General features: G+C 73.2%; 15 protein-coding genes. 14 read left to right on the top strand and 1 reads right to left on the bottom strand.

Features of this window, described 5'->3' with window-relative positions; genetic code table 11:
- The first annotated feature begins 26 nt into the window (after positions 1 to 26).
- From eat to AB0M76_RS24190, 5 genes are all read left to right on the top strand, one after another.
- Positions 27 to 1,490 (top strand): ethanolamine permease, encoded by a 1,464-nt coding sequence (gene eat / locus AB0M76_RS24210; RefSeq protein WP_365954834.1) that lies wholly within the window; start codon positions 27 to 29, stop codon positions 1,488 to 1,490.
- Between the two features lie 38 nt (positions 1,491 to 1,528).
- On the top strand, positions 1,529 to 2,233 hold the full coding sequence (locus AB0M76_RS24205) for a gamma-glutamyl-gamma-aminobutyrate hydrolase family protein (protein WP_365954833.1): 705 nt from the start codon (positions 1,529 to 1,531) through the stop codon (positions 2,231 to 2,233).
- 262 nt (positions 2,234 to 2,495) lie between these two features.
- A complete protein-coding gene (locus AB0M76_RS24200; RefSeq protein WP_365954832.1) occupies positions 2,496 to 3,272 on the top strand; it encodes a hypothetical protein in 777 nt (258 codons plus the stop codon).
- Entirely contained in the window at positions 3,269 to 4,453 is a 1,185-nt protein-coding gene (gene mycP / locus AB0M76_RS24195; protein WP_365954831.1) for a type VII secretion-associated serine protease mycosin, read from the top strand. Before AB0M76_RS24200 ends, mycP begins: the two co-directional genes overlap by 4 nt.
- Before the next feature lie 2 nt (positions 4,454 to 4,455).
- Positions 4,456 to 5,196: an SseB family protein gene (locus tag AB0M76_RS24190; RefSeq protein WP_365954830.1), complete on the top strand. Its 741-nt coding sequence runs from the start codon at positions 4,456 to 4,458 to the stop codon at positions 5,194 to 5,196.
- Positions 5,197 to 5,273: 77 nt separating this feature from the next.
- Here AB0M76_RS24190 and AB0M76_RS24185 read toward each other — a convergent pair whose 3' ends face one another.
- Positions 5,274 to 5,651 (bottom strand): DUF1844 domain-containing protein, encoded by a 378-nt coding sequence (locus AB0M76_RS24185; RefSeq protein ID WP_365954829.1) that lies wholly within the window; start codon positions 5,649 to 5,651, stop codon positions 5,274 to 5,276.
- 400 nt (positions 5,652 to 6,051) lie between these two features.
- Here AB0M76_RS24185 and infC point away from each other — a divergent pair, with 400 nt between their 5' ends.
- The 9 genes from infC to AB0M76_RS24140 all read left to right on the top strand — a co-directional run bounded on the left by infC (position 6,052) and on the right by AB0M76_RS24140 (position 16,538).
- Positions 6,052 to 6,765 (top strand): translation initiation factor IF-3, encoded by a 714-nt coding sequence (gene infC / locus AB0M76_RS24180; protein ID WP_328621924.1) that lies wholly within the window; start codon positions 6,052 to 6,054, stop codon positions 6,763 to 6,765.
- A gap of 105 nt (positions 6,766 to 6,870) precedes the next feature.
- Positions 6,871 to 7,065 carry a 50S ribosomal protein L35 gene (gene rpmI, locus AB0M76_RS24175; protein ID WP_030157249.1) on the top strand — a complete coding sequence of 65 codons (195 nt, stop codon included), beginning with the start codon at positions 6,871 to 6,873 and terminating at the stop codon, positions 7,063 to 7,065.
- 104 nt (positions 7,066 to 7,169) lie between these two features.
- The gene (rplT, locus tag AB0M76_RS24170) at positions 7,170 to 7,556 is read left to right on the top strand and encodes a 50S ribosomal protein L20 (protein WP_007263143.1); all 387 of its coding nucleotides are present in this window, start codon (positions 7,170 to 7,172) and stop codon (positions 7,554 to 7,556) included.
- 127 nt (positions 7,557 to 7,683) lie between these two features.
- Positions 7,684 to 8,544 (top strand): RNA methyltransferase, encoded by an 861-nt coding sequence (locus AB0M76_RS24165; RefSeq protein ID WP_266668685.1) that lies wholly within the window; start codon positions 7,684 to 7,686, stop codon positions 8,542 to 8,544.
- 56 nt (positions 8,545 to 8,600) lie between these two features.
- The gene (locus AB0M76_RS24160; RefSeq protein ID WP_365954828.1) at positions 8,601 to 9,803 is read left to right on the top strand and encodes an ATP-binding protein; all 1,203 of its coding nucleotides are present in this window, start codon (positions 8,601 to 8,603) and stop codon (positions 9,801 to 9,803) included.
- A gap of 152 nt (positions 9,804 to 9,955) precedes the next feature.
- Positions 9,956 to 11,083, top strand: a complete 1,128-nt coding sequence (pheS, locus tag AB0M76_RS24155) for a phenylalanine--tRNA ligase subunit alpha (RefSeq protein WP_266668689.1) — start codon at positions 9,956 to 9,958, stop codon at positions 11,081 to 11,083.
- Positions 11,083 to 13,611, top strand: coding sequence for a phenylalanine--tRNA ligase subunit beta (pheT, locus tag AB0M76_RS24150; protein WP_365954827.1), 2,529 nt, complete (start codon positions 11,083 to 11,085; stop codon positions 13,609 to 13,611). Before pheS ends, pheT begins: the two co-directional genes overlap by 1 nt.
- 167 nt (positions 13,612 to 13,778) lie before the next feature.
- On the top strand, positions 13,779 to 14,828 hold the full coding sequence (locus tag AB0M76_RS24145; protein ID WP_365954826.1) for a PP2C family protein-serine/threonine phosphatase: 1,050 nt from the start codon (positions 13,779 to 13,781) through the stop codon (positions 14,826 to 14,828).
- A 369-nt stretch (positions 14,829 to 15,197) separates the two neighbouring features.
- A complete protein-coding gene (locus tag AB0M76_RS24140; protein WP_365954825.1) occupies positions 15,198 to 16,538 on the top strand; it encodes a transcriptional regulator in 1,341 nt (446 codons plus the stop codon).
- Positions 16,539 to 16,544: the final 6 nt, after the last annotated feature.

Below are 16,544 nucleotides of genomic sequence, written 5' to 3'. Positions count from 1 at the left end.
AACCATTGCCTTAGGTAGGAGCGCACATGGCCGACGACACCGAGGCACGGCTCGCAGCCGTACCCGAACCCACCACGTCCCCCGAGGGCGGCGACAGCTACCTGGAACGCCGTACGCTCCGCCGCGGCAGCGCCGGCTGGCTGCTGCTGACCGGCCTCGGCGTCGCGTACGTCGTCTCCGGCGACTTCTCCGGCTGGAACGTCGGCCTCGCCCAGGGCGGCTTCGGCGGGCTCGCCATCGCCACCGCCCTGATGGGCGCGATGTACGCCTGCCTCGTCTTCTCCCTCGCGGAACTGTCCGCGATCCTGCCGACGGCCGGCGGCGGCTACGGCTTCGCCCGCCGGGCGCTCGGCACCTGGGGCGGCTTCCTCACCGGCACCGCGATCCTCATCGAGTACATCCTGGCCCCGGCCGCCATCGCCATCTTCATCGGCGACTACGTCGAATCCCTCAACCTCTTCGGCCTCACGTCGGGCTGGCCCGTCTACCTCGCCTGCTTCGCGATCTTCATCGGCATCCACCTGTGGGGCGTCGGCGAGGCGCTGCGCTTCTCCCTCGTCGTCACCGCGATCGCCGTGATCGCGCTGATCGTCTTCGCACTGGGCGCCTTCACCGAGTTCGACCCTTCGAACCTCGACAACATCGCCGTGGACACCACCGCCGCCGGCTCCAGTTCCTGGCTGCCGCTGGGCGTCCTCGGCATCTGGGCCGCGTTCCCGTTCGGCATGTGGTTCTTCCTCGGCGTCGAGGGCGTACCGCTGGCCGCCGAGGAGGCCAAGGACCCCGTGCGCTCCATGCCGCGGGCCCTGTCGATCTCCATGGGCATCCTCGTCCTGCTCGCGCTGGTCACCTTCCTCGCCTCGACCGGAGCGCGCGGCGCCGACGCCATCAAGGACGCCGGGAACCCGCTGGTCGTCGCCCTCGAAGGCAACCCGGGCCTGTCCTGGCTGAAGACCTTCGTCAACTACGCGGGCCTGGCCGGGCTCGTCGCCTCGTTCTTCTCCCTCATCTACGCCGGCTCGCGCCAGCTGTTCGCGCTCTCCCGCGCCGGCTACCTGCCGCGTTTCCTGTCCCTCACCTCGAAGCGCAAGGCTCCGTACCTCGGCCTGCTCATACCCGGCGCGATCGGCTTCGCGCTCGCCGCGGCCACCGGGAACGGCCCGCGCATGCTCAACATCGCGGTGTTCGGCGCGACCATCTCGTACGCGCTGATGGCCCTCTCCCACATCGTGCTCCGCAAGCGGGAGCCGGGCCTGGAGCGCCCGTACCGCACGCCGGGCGGCATCGCCACCTCCTCGGTGGCCTTCGTCCTCGCGCTGTCGGCGCTGGTCGCCACCTTCCTGGTGGACAAGGACGCGGCGTTCATCGCACTGGGTGTGTACGCCGTCGCCCTCGCCTATTTCGCGCTCTACAGTCGGCACCACCTGGTGGCCTCCGCGCCGGAGGAGGAGTTCGCGGCGCTGGCGGAGGCCGAGGCCGAACTGACCTGAGACTGACCGTCGTTCTTCGTCCCTTGGAGGTAGCAACAGTGCCCAGGCCGCTCATCGGCATCACCACCTACGTGGAGGAATCCACCCGCTACGGGGTGTGGGACGTCCCGACGTCCCTCGTACCCACCGGGTACTACGAACTCGTCCAGGCGGCGGGCGGCGCGGCCGTGCTGCTCCCGCCGGACGAACCCGGATCGGCGGCGGAGGTACTGAGCCGGCTGGACGGCCTGGTCGTCGCGGGCGGCCCCGATGTGGACCCGGTCCGCTACGGGGCCGAACGCGACCCGCGTACGGGGGACCCCGCGACGCAGCGGGACGAGTGGGAACTCGCCCTGATCGAGGCGGCCTTGGCGGCGGGCATGCCGGTGCTGGGCATCTGCCGGGGCATGCAGGCGCTGAACGTGGCCCTGGGCGGCACGCTGGTCCAGCACATCGACGGCCACGCGGTGGCTCCGGGCGTCATGGCCTGGCACCCGGTCCGGCCGGTCCCGGACACGCGGTACGCGGCGCTGGTGCCGGAGGAGGCGGAGGTCCCGACCTACCACCACCAGGCCGTCGGCCGCCTGGGCCGCGGCCTGATCGCCTCGGCGCATGCGGTCGACGGCACGGTGGAGGCCATCGAACTCCCCGACCCCGCGCACTGGGTCCTGGGCGTCCAGTGGCACCCGGAACGGGACAAGGACACCCGCGTGATGTCAGCCCTGATCGAAGCCGCCGCCCTCCCCTCGGCGGTTTTGGCCTAGTGCCGCAGATCCTGGGGCTCCGCCCCAGACCCCGCGCCTCAAACGCCGGCGGGGCTGATCGGCCCGGCAGGGGCGGAGGCCGGAGCCGGGGCTGCGCCCCCTGGGCACGGCCCCGCGGTCGTGGCGGTAGGGGCGCCCCGCTCAGGCCCGGCCTCGCGGTCGGCTCGGTACGGGCGCCCCCGGCCCGGGCCCGCGGATGGGGGGACGAGGCCGCGTAGAGTACGGGGAGGCAGCCGTACGGAACGGGGGGCGGAGCCGCCGGATGAGTGCGTCTACACCGCAGACCGCGGTCCTCGCCGAGCCCGCGGCCGAATCCGGTCCGGGCCGCCGCGGGTCCGGGCGGGGCGTCGCCGCCGCGCTGTGCGCCCTGGTGGGTGTGGGCCTGGTCGGCGGGGCCGGCATCAGCGGCTGGGCCGAACAGCGCGCCGCCCACCGCCCCTTGGACGCCGACGCCGCCTACCGCAAGGCCGGCTCGCTCTGGCGCGCGACCCCCGTGGACACCCTGTTCCCGCCCGTCCTGGACGGGGCGGAGAGCGGCCCCGGCGGGGCCGACCGTACGTGGACCCGGGTCGCGCTCGCCCCCGACGCCGACTGCGGGCCCGCGCTCGCCCCCGACTGGCAGGCGGTCCTCGCCGCCACCGGCTGCACCCGGGTCCTGCGCGCCACCTACAGCGATGCCACCCGCAGCTCCCTCGTCACCGTCGGCATGGTCTTCACCCCCGCCGACGCCCCGGCCATGGCGGCCCTGCGGGGACGACTTCCCGCCCCGCCCGGCTACGGCTTCGCCGACAGCCAGCGCGCCGCGTGGACCGCGTCCGTGCCGTCCGAGGCACCCGTCGTCGTCTACACCGTCTCCGCCTTCACCGACGGCCGCACGCTGGACGCCCCCCGCCCCGCCGAGGACGTGATGCGCAAGGACGCCACCGGAGCCGTCGCCCAGGCCGGCCTCGGCCACGAGGCCAAGGCCGTCGCCGACCGGATGGAGCGAGCCGTACGCACCCTCGCCGGGCCTCCCGCCCCCTCCGGGACGGGCCGATGAGCCGGCCGAGGGCCGGCGCCGCCCTCGTACTCGGCGCCCTCCTCGTCGGCGCCACCGCGCCCCCGGCGGCCGCCGACGCCATCCGGGACCGCGAGTGGGGCCTCACTGCCCTGCGCGCCGAGGAGGCCTGGGGCACCACCCGGGGCAACGGGGTCACCGTCGCCGTCCTCGACACCGGGGTCGACGCCACCCATCCCGACCTGGCCGGCCAGGTCCTCGACGGCACCGACCTGATCGGCATGGGCGCCGGCCGCGGCGACCGCGCCTGGGCCCGGCACGGCACCGCCATGGCCGGGATCATCGCCGGGCACGGCCACGGCGCCAACCGCCGCCAGGGCGTCCTCGGCATCGCCCCGCAGGCGAAGATCCTCCCGATCCGCGTGATCCTCGAAGAGGGCGACCCCGGCCGGGCCAAGGCCCGTGAGAACAAGGGCGGCGCCCTCGCCGAGGGCATCCGCTGGGCCGCCGACCACGGCGCGAACGTGATCAACCTCTCCCTCGGCGACGACAGCGACTCCGCGCACCACGAGGCCGCCGAGGACGAGGCCGTCCAGTACGCCCTCGCCAGGGGCGTGGTCGTCGTCGCCTCGGCGGGCAACGGCGGCCGGGTAGGCGACCACGCCTCCTACCCGGCCGCCTACCCCGGGGTCATCGCCGTCACCGCCGTCGACCGCGGCGGGAAGAAGGCCTCCTTCTCCACCCGCAACTGGTACGCCACCGTCAGCGCGCCCGGGGTCGACGTCGTCATCGCCGACCCCGACCGCTCCTACTACGAGGGCTGGGGCACCAGCGCCGCCGCGGCCTTCGTCTCCGGTGTCGCGGCCCTCGTCAAGGCCGCGCACCCGGACCTGTCCCCGGCCCAGATCAAGAAGCTCCTCGAGGACACCGCCTCCGACGCCCCGCCCGGCGGCCGGGACGACTCCCGCGGCCACGGACTGGTGGATCCGGTCGCCGCCCTCCAGGTCGCCGACACGGTGCGCGCCGAGCCGCCGGTCCCCGCGCCCGTCGCGGCCGGGGAGCCGTACTTCGGCCCCGGCCCCGAGCCGGCCCGTGCGGCCGGGCGCGGTGCCCGCCTCGGTGCCCCGGCGGCCGCGGCCGCCGGGCTGGCGCTGCTCGTACTGGCCGCCGTACTGGCCCGGCGCCCGCGGGGCGCACGGCGGGATCGGGATAGGGTCGGGTAACTGTGGCGAACAAAAACATTCCCGACCCCGGCTTCTCCGGCGACGACGGCTCCGCCGACCCCCGGCTGAGCGCGGCCCTGGCCGCCTGGTCCGCGGACCGGGCGAACGAGCCGGAGGTGCTGGCCGCCCTCAAGGGGGCCCGTCTGCTGGTCCCGGTCGTCGCCGTGCTCGGCGAGGTGGAGACCGACCCGGAGACCGGGCTCAAGCGGGAGAAGACCAGCGACATGGCCGTCCCGACCCTGCGGGCGGGGGACCGGCGGGCGCTGCCCGCGTTCACCTCGATCGCCTCGCTGGCGCTCTGGGACCCGGCGGCCCGGCCGGTGGCCGTCCCGCTGCACCAGGCGCTGGCGGCCGCCGCGCACGAGAAGGCCGACACCGTGGTCCTGGACCTGGCCGGCCCCGTCACCTACCAGCTCACCGGCCCCGCGCTGCTCGCGCTGGCCGAGGGCCGCACCGACGCGGGCCCGCTGGCCGACCCCGCGGTGCGGGAGGCCGTACGGGCCGCCGTAGCCGCCGAACAGGCCGTACTGCGCGCCCACCTGGGCCCGGGCGGGGCGGACGCCGACGGCACCCTGGCGATCGTCCTGGCCCCCGGTGCGCAGCCGCACGCCGCGGCCCGCCGGGTCGCCGAGGCCCTGGCCGCCGACGAGACCCTGCGGGCCCGCCTGGTGCGCGGGCTGGACCTGGCCCTGCTCCCGGAGGAGGCCCCGGCCCCGGCCGGCGAGCCGCTCTTCACCCGCTGAGCAGCGAGCGCGAGTAGGGCCCGAATGCAAGAAGGGCCGGGGCATCGCCCCGGCCCTTCCCCGTACGTTCGGACGGCTCAGCCGAAGACCGGACCGGTGAACTTCTCGCCCGGACCCTGGCCCGGCTCGTCCGGCACGATCGAGGCCTCGCGGAAGGCGAGCTGCAGCGACTTCAGGCCGTCGCGCAGCGGAGCCGCGTGGAAGGAGCTGATCTCGGTGGCGCTCGCCGTGACCAGGCCGGCCAGGGCCGTGATCAGCTTGCGGGCCTCGTCGAGGTCCTTGTGCTCGGAGTCCGGCTTGTCCAGGCCCAGGTTGACCGCCGCGGCGCTCAGCAGGTGCACGGCCACCGTGGTGATCACCTCGACGGCGGGCACGTCCGCGATGTCGCGGGTCATGGCGTCGTAGTCGGGGGCCTGGTCGGCCTCGGTGGCGGGGGCGGGGGTCGCGTCAGTCATGCCTCTCACGATAAGCCGGGATGCGCGGTCCGCAGACCGGGCCCCGGGCGGACACCGTGGGGACACCCGGGGGACACCGGACGGGCGGCCTCCGGGTGAGCGGACCCGGCGCGGAATGCTATATTGGGCTGACGACCGGCCGGAGACTCATGTCCCCGGCCCACAAGTGGAGGCTCCGCTCTCCCACCCGACCACCCTCCGGGGCGGCGGGTCACCGGTCAGGCGGCATCCATCGTTCCGTACGGACGATGGAAAGCTGCCCGAGTCTGCGCCCCGCGATCGCACGCGGCGGTGCTCCGGTTGTTTTGGAGCCCCTGCCTGTGCCCGGCGGGGCATTTTTCATTCTCCGCCGCGGTTGGTCTGACGACATTAGACGTCAGCGGCTGTCTGCCAGGCAGCCGTGTGGTGCTACCGAGGAGGATCCATCAGCACCGAGCCCCGCATCAACGATCGGATTCGTGTCCCTGAGGTGCGACTCGTCGGTCCCAGCGGCGAACAGGTGGGCATCGTCCCGCTTGCGAAGGCGCTTGAGCTCGCGCAGGAGTACGACCTGGACCTGGTCGAGGTCGCGGCGTCTGCACGCCCGCCGGTCTGCAAGCTCATGGACTACGGCAAGTTCAAGTACGAGTCGGCCATGAAGGCCCGTGAGGCGCGCAAGAACCAGGCGCACACGGTCATCAAGGAAATGAAGCTCCGGCCGAAGATCGACCCGCACGACTATGACACCAAGAAGGGTCACGTCGTTCGGTTCCTCAAGCAGGGCGACAAGGTCAAGATCACGATCATGTTCCGTGGTCGCGAGCAGTCCCGGCCGGAACTCGGCTACCGACTGCTGCAGCGTCTCGCTTCGGACGTCGAGGACCTCGGGTTCATCGAGTCGAACCCGAAGCAGGACGGCCGCAACATGATCATGGTCCTCGGTCCGCACAAGAAGAAGACCGAGGCGATGGCCGAAGCCCGCGAGGCGCAGGCCGCCCGTAAGGCCGAGCGCCAGGGTGTCGCCGCCGACGAGGCTCCTTCCGAGGAAGCCCCCGTCGACGTCGAGGAGAACACCGAGGTCGCCTCTGCCGAGGCCACCGAGGATGCCTCTCCCGAGGCACCGGCCGAGGCCTGATTCCGAGGCAGCCTGTCTCGGATCACCGACACAACATGACGCTCCCGGGCGCCGGTCCCCGAACCGGACCGGCGGGGGCGCCACCGACGAGGAGATAACGGCGCTATGCCGAAGAACAAGACGCACAGCGGTACCAAGAAGCGCTTCAAGATCACCGGCTCCGGCAAGGTGCTTCGTGAGCGCGCCGGTAAGCGCCACCTGCTCGAGCACAAGTCGTCCCGTGTCACCCGCCGCCTGACCGGCACCGCGGAGATGGCCCCCGGCGACGCCGCGAAGATCAAGAAGCTTCTCGGCAAGTGATGTTCTCCGCTCCCGCGCAGGGAGCGGATGAGCGTCAAGACCGGGACCCCATCGAATTCGGGCCGTGTGAAGACACCCACGGCCCCGCTACAAGGAGTTAAAAAGTGGCACGCGTCAAGCGGGCAGTAAACGCCCACAAGAAGCGCCGGGCAATCCTCGAGGCGGCCTCCGGCTACCGCGGTCAGCGTTCGCGCCTGTACCGCAAGGCCAAGGAGCAGGTCACCCACTCGCTGGTCTACAACTTCAACGACCGCAAGAAGCGCAAGGGCGACTTCCGTCAGCTGTGGATCCAGCGCATCAACGCCGCTGCCCGCCAGAACGGCATGACGTACAACCGCCTCATCCAGGGTCTGAAGGCCGCCAACATCGAGGTGGACCGCAAGATCCTCGCGGAGCTGGCCGTCAACGACGCCAACGCTTTCGCCGCGCTCGTCGAGGTTGCGCAGAAGGCGCTTCCGGCCGACGTCAACGCCCCGAAGGCCGCTGCCTAAGCAGTACGCCCTTCAAGGCTGCAGTAATTGCCCGGACCCGCAGGCCTCGCGCCTGCGGGTCCGGTGCGTTGATCACCGAGTTCGACTGAGTTCCACCTGTTGTACGTACGGAAGCGAGCCGACCGCCATGGGCACCCCCGCCGAGCTGATCTCCCCCCGATCCCCGCGGGTGGCCGCCGCCAGGCGACTGGCGCGCCGCAACTTCCGCACCAAGGAGCGCCGGTTCATCGCCGAGGGCCCGCAGGCCGTCCGCGAGGCCGTCGAGCACCGGGGCGCGGGCGGCGCGTCGACGCTGATCGAGCTGTTCGCGACCGTCGAGGCCGCCGAGCGCTACGCCGAGATCATCGATGCCGCGCTGGCCGCAGGCGCGCGCGTCCACTACGCCTCCGACGAGGTGCTCGCCGAGGTCTCGCAGACCGTCACCCCGCAGGGGCTCGTCGGCGTCTGCCACTTCCTCGACTCGCCGTTCGAGGACATCCTCAAGGCCGAGCCGAAGCTGGTCGCCGTCCTCGCCCACGTCCGCGACCCCGGGAACGCCGGCACGGTGCTGCGCTGCGCGGACGCCGCCGGAGCGGACGCGGTCGTCCTGACCGACGCCTCCGTGGACCTGTACAACCCGAAGTCCGTACGGGCCTCCGTGGGCTCCCTCTTCCACCTGCCGGTGGCGGTCGGCGTCCCCGTGGAGCAGGCCGTCGAGGGGCTCCGGGCGGCCGGCGTGCGGATCCTCGCCGCCGACGGGGCCGGCGAGGACGACCTGGACGCCGAGCTCGACGCGGGCACCATGGGCGGCCCCTCGGCCTGGGTCTTCGGCAACGAGGCGTGGGGCCTGCCGGAGGAGACCCGGGCGCTCGCGGACGCCGTCGTACGCGTCCCGATCCACGGAAAGGCCGAGAGCCTGAACCTCGCCACGGCCGCCGCGGTGTGCCTCTACGCGTCCGCGCGTGCACAGCGGGCTCCCGGAGGGTGCCGCTCCGTGACCCCCAGCTAGTAATGTGGCGGCTCGGGGGGCCCACTGCGCTACTCGGAGATGTGGGGTACGGGGACATGACCGTCGGTACGAACAGCTCGCCCGGGGCCGTGAAGGCGTCCGGGACGCCGTCCCTGGCGGCCGTGCCCCCGCAGGCCGCGGGCCGCGCCGGACCGGCCGCACCCGAGCCCTGCGACCCCTGTGACTTCGCCCAGCTCGGGATCGATCCCGACGACCTGCCCGACGGGCTCGTCGTCGCCGACCACACCGGCCGGGTGATCTGCTTCAACTCCGCCGCCGCCCGGATCACCGCCCTGGCGCCCGACGAGGCGCTCGGCGCAGGCATCGACCGGGCGCTGCCGCTGGAGGACCTCGAAGGCCGCCGCTGGTGGACGCTGACCGACCCGTACGGGGGCCTCGCCACCCGGCGCGGCCAGCCCGAGCGCAACCTCCTGCTCCCCGGCGGCCGCGAGGTGCTGGTCTCCGCCCGGTACGTGCGCACCCACCCCACCGGCCCGCTGCGCCGCCTCGTCGTCACCCTGCGCGGCACTGAGGCCCGCCGCCGCACCGAGCGCAGCCACGCCGAGCTGATCGCCACCGTCGCGCACGAGCTGCGCTCGCCGCTGACCTCCGTCAAGGGGTTCACCGCGACCCTGCTCGCCAAGTGGGAGCGGTTCACCGACGACCAGAAGCGGCTGATGCTGGAGACCGTCGACGCCGACGCCAACCGCGTCACCCGGCTGATCGCCGAGCTCCTCGACATCTCCCGCATCGACTCGGGCCGCCTCGAGGTGCGCCGCCAGCCGGTGGACATCGCCACCGCCGTCGGCCGCCACGTCCAGGCGCTCACCGCGAACGGCCAGGCACCCGACCGGTTCCTCGTACGGGTCAGCAGCTCGCTCCCCGATCTGTGGGCCGATCCGGACAAGATCGACCAGATCCTCGGCAACCTCCTCGAAAATGCGGTGCGGCACGGCGAGGGAACGGTCACCATCGACGTATCGCCGACCAGCATGACGAACGCTGCGGGCAAGACCGAGAAGGGAACCGCCGTCACCGTGACCGACGAGGGCCCCGGGATCCCCGAGGAGTCGATGGGCCGCGTCTTCACCCGCTTCTGGCGGGGGAGCAAGCGCGGCGGCACCGGCCTGGGCCTGTACATCGTCAAGGGCATCGTGGAGGCCCACGGCGGCACCATCACGGTCGGCCGCGGCCCCGGCGGCGGCGCCGAGTTCCGATTTATCCTGCCCGTGGGGGCGCCTGCCTACCTCACGCAGTAACCCTGCGGAGCGTCTCGCCAGGCGGCCCACGGGCTCCTTCACCCCCAGCGACCTTTAGACTCGTCCTTTGGCACCTTTGTGTCCTTGTGCCGAGCGCGTCGAGCGTGTCGCGCGGGGGACCCACCAGCCAGCCATCGGAAGTACGGGAAGAGATGTCGGCACCGAACAAGTCGTACGACCCTGTCGAGGTCGAGGCACTGAAACCGGAAGAGATCGAGCGCATGCGGGACGAGGCGCTCGCCGCCTTCGCGTCCGCCGGCGACCTCGACGCGCTGCGTGAGGCGAAGACCGCGCACATGGGCGACCGCTCGCCCCTGGCGCTCGCCAACCGCGAGATCGGCGCCCTGCCGCCGCAGGCCAAGGCCGAGGCGGGCAAGCGCGTGGGCCAGGCCCGCGGCGCCGTGAACAAGGCCTTCGGGTCCCGCACGGTCGAGCTCGAAGCGGAGCGCGACGAGCGGGTGCTGGTCGAGGAGGCGGTGGACGTCACGCTGCCGTACGACCGCGTCCCGGCCGGCGCCCGGCACCCCCTGACCACGCTGATGGACCGCATCGCGGACGTCTTCACGGCCATGGGCTACGAGGTGGCCGAGGGCCCCGAGGTCGAGGCGGAGTGGTTCAACTTCGACGCCCTCAACTTCACGCCCGACCACCCGGCGCGCCAGATGCAGGACACCTTCTTCGTCCAGGGGCCCGAGGGCACCGAGGGCGACGAGTCCGGCGTCGTGCTGCGCACCCACACCTCCCCGGTGCAGGCGCGCTCGCTGCTCGACCGGGAACCGCCCGTGTACGTGGTGTGCCCGGGCCGGGTGTTCCGCACCGACGAGCTCGACGCGACGCACACCCCGGTCTTCCACCAGGTCGAGCTGCTCGCCGTCGACGAGGGCCTGACCATGGCCGACCTCAAGGGCACCCTGGACCACATGGTCCAGGCGCTCTTCGGCAAGGACATGACCACCCGGCTGCGCCCGAACTTCTTCCCGTTCACCGAGCCGTCCGCCGAGATGGACATGCAGTGCTACGTGTGCCGCGGCGAGTCGGTGGGCAACCCCGACCGCCCGTGCCGCACCTGCTCCAGCGAGGGCTGGATCGAGCTCGGCGGCTGCGGAATGGTCAACCCCAAGGTGCTCATCGCCTGCGGTGTGGACCCCGAGAAGTACAGCGGGTTCGCCTTCGGGTTCGGCATCGAGCGGATGCTGATGTTCCGCCACAACGTCGAAGACATGCGAGACATGGTCGAGGGTGACGTCCGGTTCACCCGGCCGTTCGGGATGGAGATCTGATGCGGGTCCCGCTTTCTTGGCTGCGGGAATACGTCGACCTGCCTGCGGGCACGACCGGTCGTGACGTACAGGCCAAGCTCGTAGACGCCGGCCTCGAGGTCGAGAGGGTCGAGCAGCTCGGCGCCGGCCTCAAGGGCCCCCTCGTCGTCGGCCGGGTGCTGACCATCGAGGAGCTCGAGGGCTTCCGCAAGCCGATCCGTTTCTGCACGGTCGACGTCGGCCAGGCCAACGGCACCGGCGAGCCGCAGGAGATCGTCTGCGGCGCCCGGAACTTCTCCGTCGGCGACAAGGTCGTCGTGGTCCTCCCCGGCGCCGTCCTGCCCGGCGACTTCGCGATCGCCTCGCGCAAGACGTACGGCCGCACCTCGCACGGCATGATCTGCTCGGGCGACGAGCTGGGCATGGGCGACGACGGTACCCACGGCATCATCGTGCTCCCCCCGGAGCACGAGGTCGCCGCCGACGCGATCGAGCTGCTCCAGCTCATCGACGAGGTCCTCGACATCGCCGTCACCCCGGACCGCGGCTACTGCCTGTCGATGCGCGGCGTGGCCCGTGAGACCGCCACCGCGTACGGCCTGCCGCTTCGCGACCCGGCGCTGCTCGACGTGCCCGCGCCGAACTCGTACGGCTACCTGGTCAAGATCGACGACCCGGCCGGCTGCGACCGCTTCACCGCCCGTACGGTGACCGGCCTCGACCCCGAGGCGAAGTCCCCGATCTGGCTGACGCGGCGCCTGCAGAAGGCCGGCATGCGCCCGATCTCGCTCGCCGTCGACGTCACCAACTACGTGATGCTCGAACTCGGCCAGCCGCTGCACGCCTACGACCGCTCCCGCCTGGACGGCGCCATCGGCGTGCGCCGGGCCGAGCAGGGCGAGAAGTTCACCACCCTCGACGGCGTCAAGCGCACGCTCGACGCCGAGGACCTGGTGATCACCGACAACAGCGGGCCGATCGGCCTCGCCGGCGTCATGGGCGGCGCCGACACCGAGATCGCCGACTCCGTGACCGACCCCGAGACCGGCGCGGTCTCGGGCACCACGGACGTCGTCATCGAGGCGGCGCACTTCGACGCGCTGACGATCTCGCGCAGCGCCCGCCGCCACAAGCTCGCCTCCGAGGCCTCCAAGCGCTTCGAGCGCGGTGTCGACCCGCAGGCGGCCTCCGCGGCCGCGCAGCGGACCGTCGACCTGCTCGTGCTGCTCGCGGGCGGCACCGCCGAGGCCGGCGTCACCGAGCTCACCGCCCCGGGCGCCCCGCGCACCATCGCGATGCGCGCGGACCACCCGGACCGGGTCGCGGGCATGGACTACGGCCGCGAGACCGTCGTCCGCCGCCTCCAGGAGGTCGGCTGCGACGTCTACGGCCAGGACGAGCTCGTCGTGACCGTCCCGTCGTGGCGCCCCGACCTCGCCGAGCCCAACGACCTCGCCGAAGAGGTCATCCGGCTCGAGGGCTACGGGAACCTCCCGTCGACCCTGCCCAAGCTGCCCTCCGGCCGCGGTCTGACCGCCCGGCAGCAGCTGCACCGCCGGGTCGGCCGCGCGCTGGCCGGTGCGGGCTACGTCGAGGCGCTCAGCTACCCGTTCGTGGGCGAGGGCGTCTTCGACCAGCTCCAGCTGCCCGCGCACGACGCGGCCCGCCAGGTCGTCAAGCTGGTCAACCCGATCTCCGACGAGGAGCCGGCGCTGCGCACCACGCTGCTGCCGGGCCTGCTGGGCGCACTGCGCCGCAACGACAGCCGGGGCAGCCACGACCTCGCCCTCTTCGAGACGGGCTCGGTCTTCCGGGCCGGCCGGCAGCCGGGTGTCGCCGTACGACTGTCCGTCGACCGGCGTCCCACGGCCGAGGAGATCGCCACGCTGAACGCCGCCCTGCCGGCCCAGCCGCGGTACGCCGCGGTCGTGCTGGCCGGTGCGCGCGAGCAGGCCGGCTGGTGGGGCAAGGGCCGCCCGGCCGACTGGGCGGATGCGGTCCAGGCCGCGCGCTCGCTGGCCGTCGAGGCCGGCGTGGAGCTCGTCGTGCGCCAGGGCCAGTACGGGCCGTGGCACCCGGGCCGGTGCGCCGAACTGCTCGTCACCCTGGACGGGGTGGAGACGGTCATCGGCCACGCCGGTGAGCTGCACCCGCGCGTCGTCAAGGCGATGGGCCTGCCGGCCCGCACCAGCGCCATGGAGCTCGACCTGGACCGCCTCGCGGCGGCCGGCGGCGGCGCCGTGCAGGCGCCCCGGATCTCCACCTTCCCGGTGGCGACCCAGGACGTCGCGCTGATCGTGGATGCGTCGGTCCCGGCCGCCTCGGTCGAGGCCGCGCTGCGCAAGGGCGCCGGCGAACTGCTGGAGTCCCTGCGGCTGTTCGACGTGTTCACCGGTGAGCAGGTCGGCGAGGGCAAGAAGTCCCTGGCGTACGCGCTGCGCTTCCGCGCGGCCGACCGCACGCTGACGGCCGAGGAGTCCACGGCCGCGCGCGATGCGGCGGTGGCGCTGGCCGCCGAGCGCACGGGCGCGGTGCTGCGCGGGGCGTAACGCTGCCGCGGCTGTTACTGCCGAGGGTTGAGGGGCGTATCCGGACCACCGGATGCGCCCCTCACTCATTCGGGTGAGAACGCCGTTGAGCCGTGTCCGGTGCTCCGGGCGGTCGACAGAATCGTTGCGGCCGAGGGGAGGCCGGAACGATGATCACGTGCGGGGAGATGCCCCAGGTGCGTCGGGTGTGCGTCCTGGCATGGGGAGGCGCCGCGGTGTCCTGGGAGCTGTCCACCTCCGGGCGGCTGGGGGCGAGCCTGGCCAGCTGCGCGGCGTTCCTGTTACTGGCCACCGGGTGTGCACTGCACATCCGGCGCGGGCTGATGGCCGAGCTGCGCCGCTCGCAGGAGATCGCGGGCGCGGCGCAGCGGGCCCTGCTGCGGCCGTTGCCGGGGCGGATCGACGGCCTGATGCTGTCGGCGGCGCAGCTGTCGGCGAGCCGGGGCGCGGCGGTGGGCGGCGACCTGTACGAGGCCGTGCCGACGGCGTACGGGGTCCGGGTCGTCATCGGGGACGTACGGGGGCACGGGCTGCCGGCGCTGGGCGCGGCGGCGGCGGTGCTCGGTGCCTTCCGGGAGGCGGCGTACGACGAACCCGCGCTGGGCGGGGTGCTGATCCGCATGGAACGGGCCCTGTCCCGACACGTCCGGGACGCGGACGGGCTGTCGGAGGAGTTCGTGACGGTGCTGCTGCTCCAGATCGCGGAGGACGGTTCCGTCCTGGCCCTGAACTGCGGCCACCCGTGGCCGTACCTCCTCCGCGAGCCGCAGCCGCTTGAGCCCTGCGGGCCGTACAGCCCGCGCCGGGCACATTCAGCCCCTCCGGCGTTTGAGGCGCAGGTCCGGGCAGAGCCCGGGAAACGGAGGAGGGGCGGGGTGGGGGAAGGCCCCGCGCAGCGGCGCATGGTCGTGCAATCGCTCGACGGGGGTGAGGTGCTGCCGCCACTCGGTGTTGTGCCCGTGCCCGACGGGCTGGTCGGAGACGACTGCGGACAACTGTGGCCCGGCGACGTCCTGTTCCTGCACACCGACGGCGCCGAAGACGCCCGCGACCGCGGCGGTCGCTTCTTCCCCCTGCGCAGCGTGCTCGCAGAGCAGCCCGCGGACACGCCCGCGCGGCTGGTCGCGGGCGTGCACGCCGCACTGCTGCACCACACCGGCGGGCAACTCGCCGACGACGTCGCCCTGCTGGTGCTGCGCAGCGACCGCAGCTGCTGAGCCGAAGGGAACCGCACACCGGGCCCGGTGGGAGGGCCCGGCGCGCGTTCCGCGGCCCCTGCCGGGGCCCGGCGACCAACCGGGCGCCGGCGGAGCCGGAGCGCGCCGCCCGCCTGCCATGGAGTGTCGGGCAGACAGCAGAGCGGGCGGCGCGGTGCGGGTCGTCGCACTGTACGAGGGGGAGCCGACGACCCGGGCTGCCTCTTTGGCGAGGCTCTTAAGTGAACCGCTCCCAGGGCTCCTTGCGGCAGGGTGCGTATCGCATTTATGCGCGTACTCGGTTCACACCCCGTGTGAATCAAAAGGAAGTACACCCCGTGTGAACCGCGCACCCACTAGCCTGAGACCGAAGAGCCCTTGGAGGGGCCCATGCAGCCCAATGCCCTGCTCGACGCCCTCCTCGCCGAGGCGGGCATGTCCCACGCCGGACTCGCAGCACACGTCAACCAGGCAGGCCGGTCCCGCGGACTGGCCCTGCGCTACGAACACACCGCCGTCACCCGGTGGTTGAAGGGGCAGCGGCCGCGCGGCCAGGTGCCCGACCTGATCTGCGAGGTGCTCGGCGGCCGGCTCCGGCGCCCGGTGTCGCTGGACGACGTCGGGCTCGGCGTGCCCGGCCAGCCCGTGTCCGCGCACGGCTCCCCGCTTAGCGGCTTCGTCGACCGGGCCGCCGCCCTGTGGCGTTCCGACGAGCAGGGCCGGTTCCAGCTGCTCACCGCCGAGGCCGTCACCGGAACGCCCGCCGTGATCCCGGTCTGGGAGTGGGAGAACCCGCCCGAGGACGCCGACGTCTCCCGCGACGGGCCGAACCGGATCGGGCCGGAGCACATCGAGATCCTGCGGGCCGCCCGCGCGCACTACGAGCTGATGTACCGCCGGGCCGGCGGTGTGGCCACCCGGGCCCGGATCGTCCGCTTCCTCGGCAGCGAGACCGCGCCCATGCTGCGCGGGAGCTACCCCGACGGCCTCGGCCGCCAGCTGCACCGGGCCACCGGGTCCCTCGTGGCGGTGGCCGGGATCTGCGCGTACGACTCCGACGCCCACGGGCTCGCCCAGCGGTACTTCCACCAGGCGCTGCGGCTCGCGAAGGCGAGCGGGGACCGGGGCCTCGGCGCCTACGTCATCGCGCTGATCGTCAACCAGTCACTGCACCTGCGGGAGTACCGCCAGGCCGTCGCCTTCGCCGAGGCCGCGCTGCGCGCCGCAGGCCGGCACACCACCCCGGCCCTGACCGCCGACCTGTACGCCATGCAGGCCAAGGCGTACGCCCAACTCGGCGACACCGCCGCCGCATTGGACTGCATCCGGCATGCCGAGGCGGCCGCCGAGCGGATCCGGCCCGGTACGGAGCCCGACGAGACGGGGTACGTACAGCCCGGGCTGGTCAACGTACAGGTGGCCGAGGCGCTGCTCAGCCTCGGCGATCTGGATGCCGCCCACGAGCAGGCGACCGCGGCCGTCGGGACGCCCGCGCACGACCGGGGGCGGGTCCACCGGCTGGCGATGCTGTGCGAGATCCAGCTGCGCCAGGGCGAGGCGGACCGGGCGGTGGCGGCCGCCGCCGAGATGGCCGAGCGGGCCAAGGGGATGGAGTCGCTGCGGCTGCGGGACCGGCTGCGGGCGGTCCGCGAACAGCTGCTGACCAGCGGATGTTCCGGCGCGGAGGAGACCGCGCAGCTCATCGACGGGGCGCTGCGCGTTCCCCTGTGAGCGCGT

Source organism: Streptomyces sp. NPDC051364 (assembly GCF_040682115.1).
GTDB lineage: Bacteria > Actinomycetota > Actinomycetes > Streptomycetales > Streptomycetaceae > Streptomyces.
Note: the sequence above shows the minus strand (reverse complement) of the source record. Positions and strands in the feature narration are given on the sequence as shown.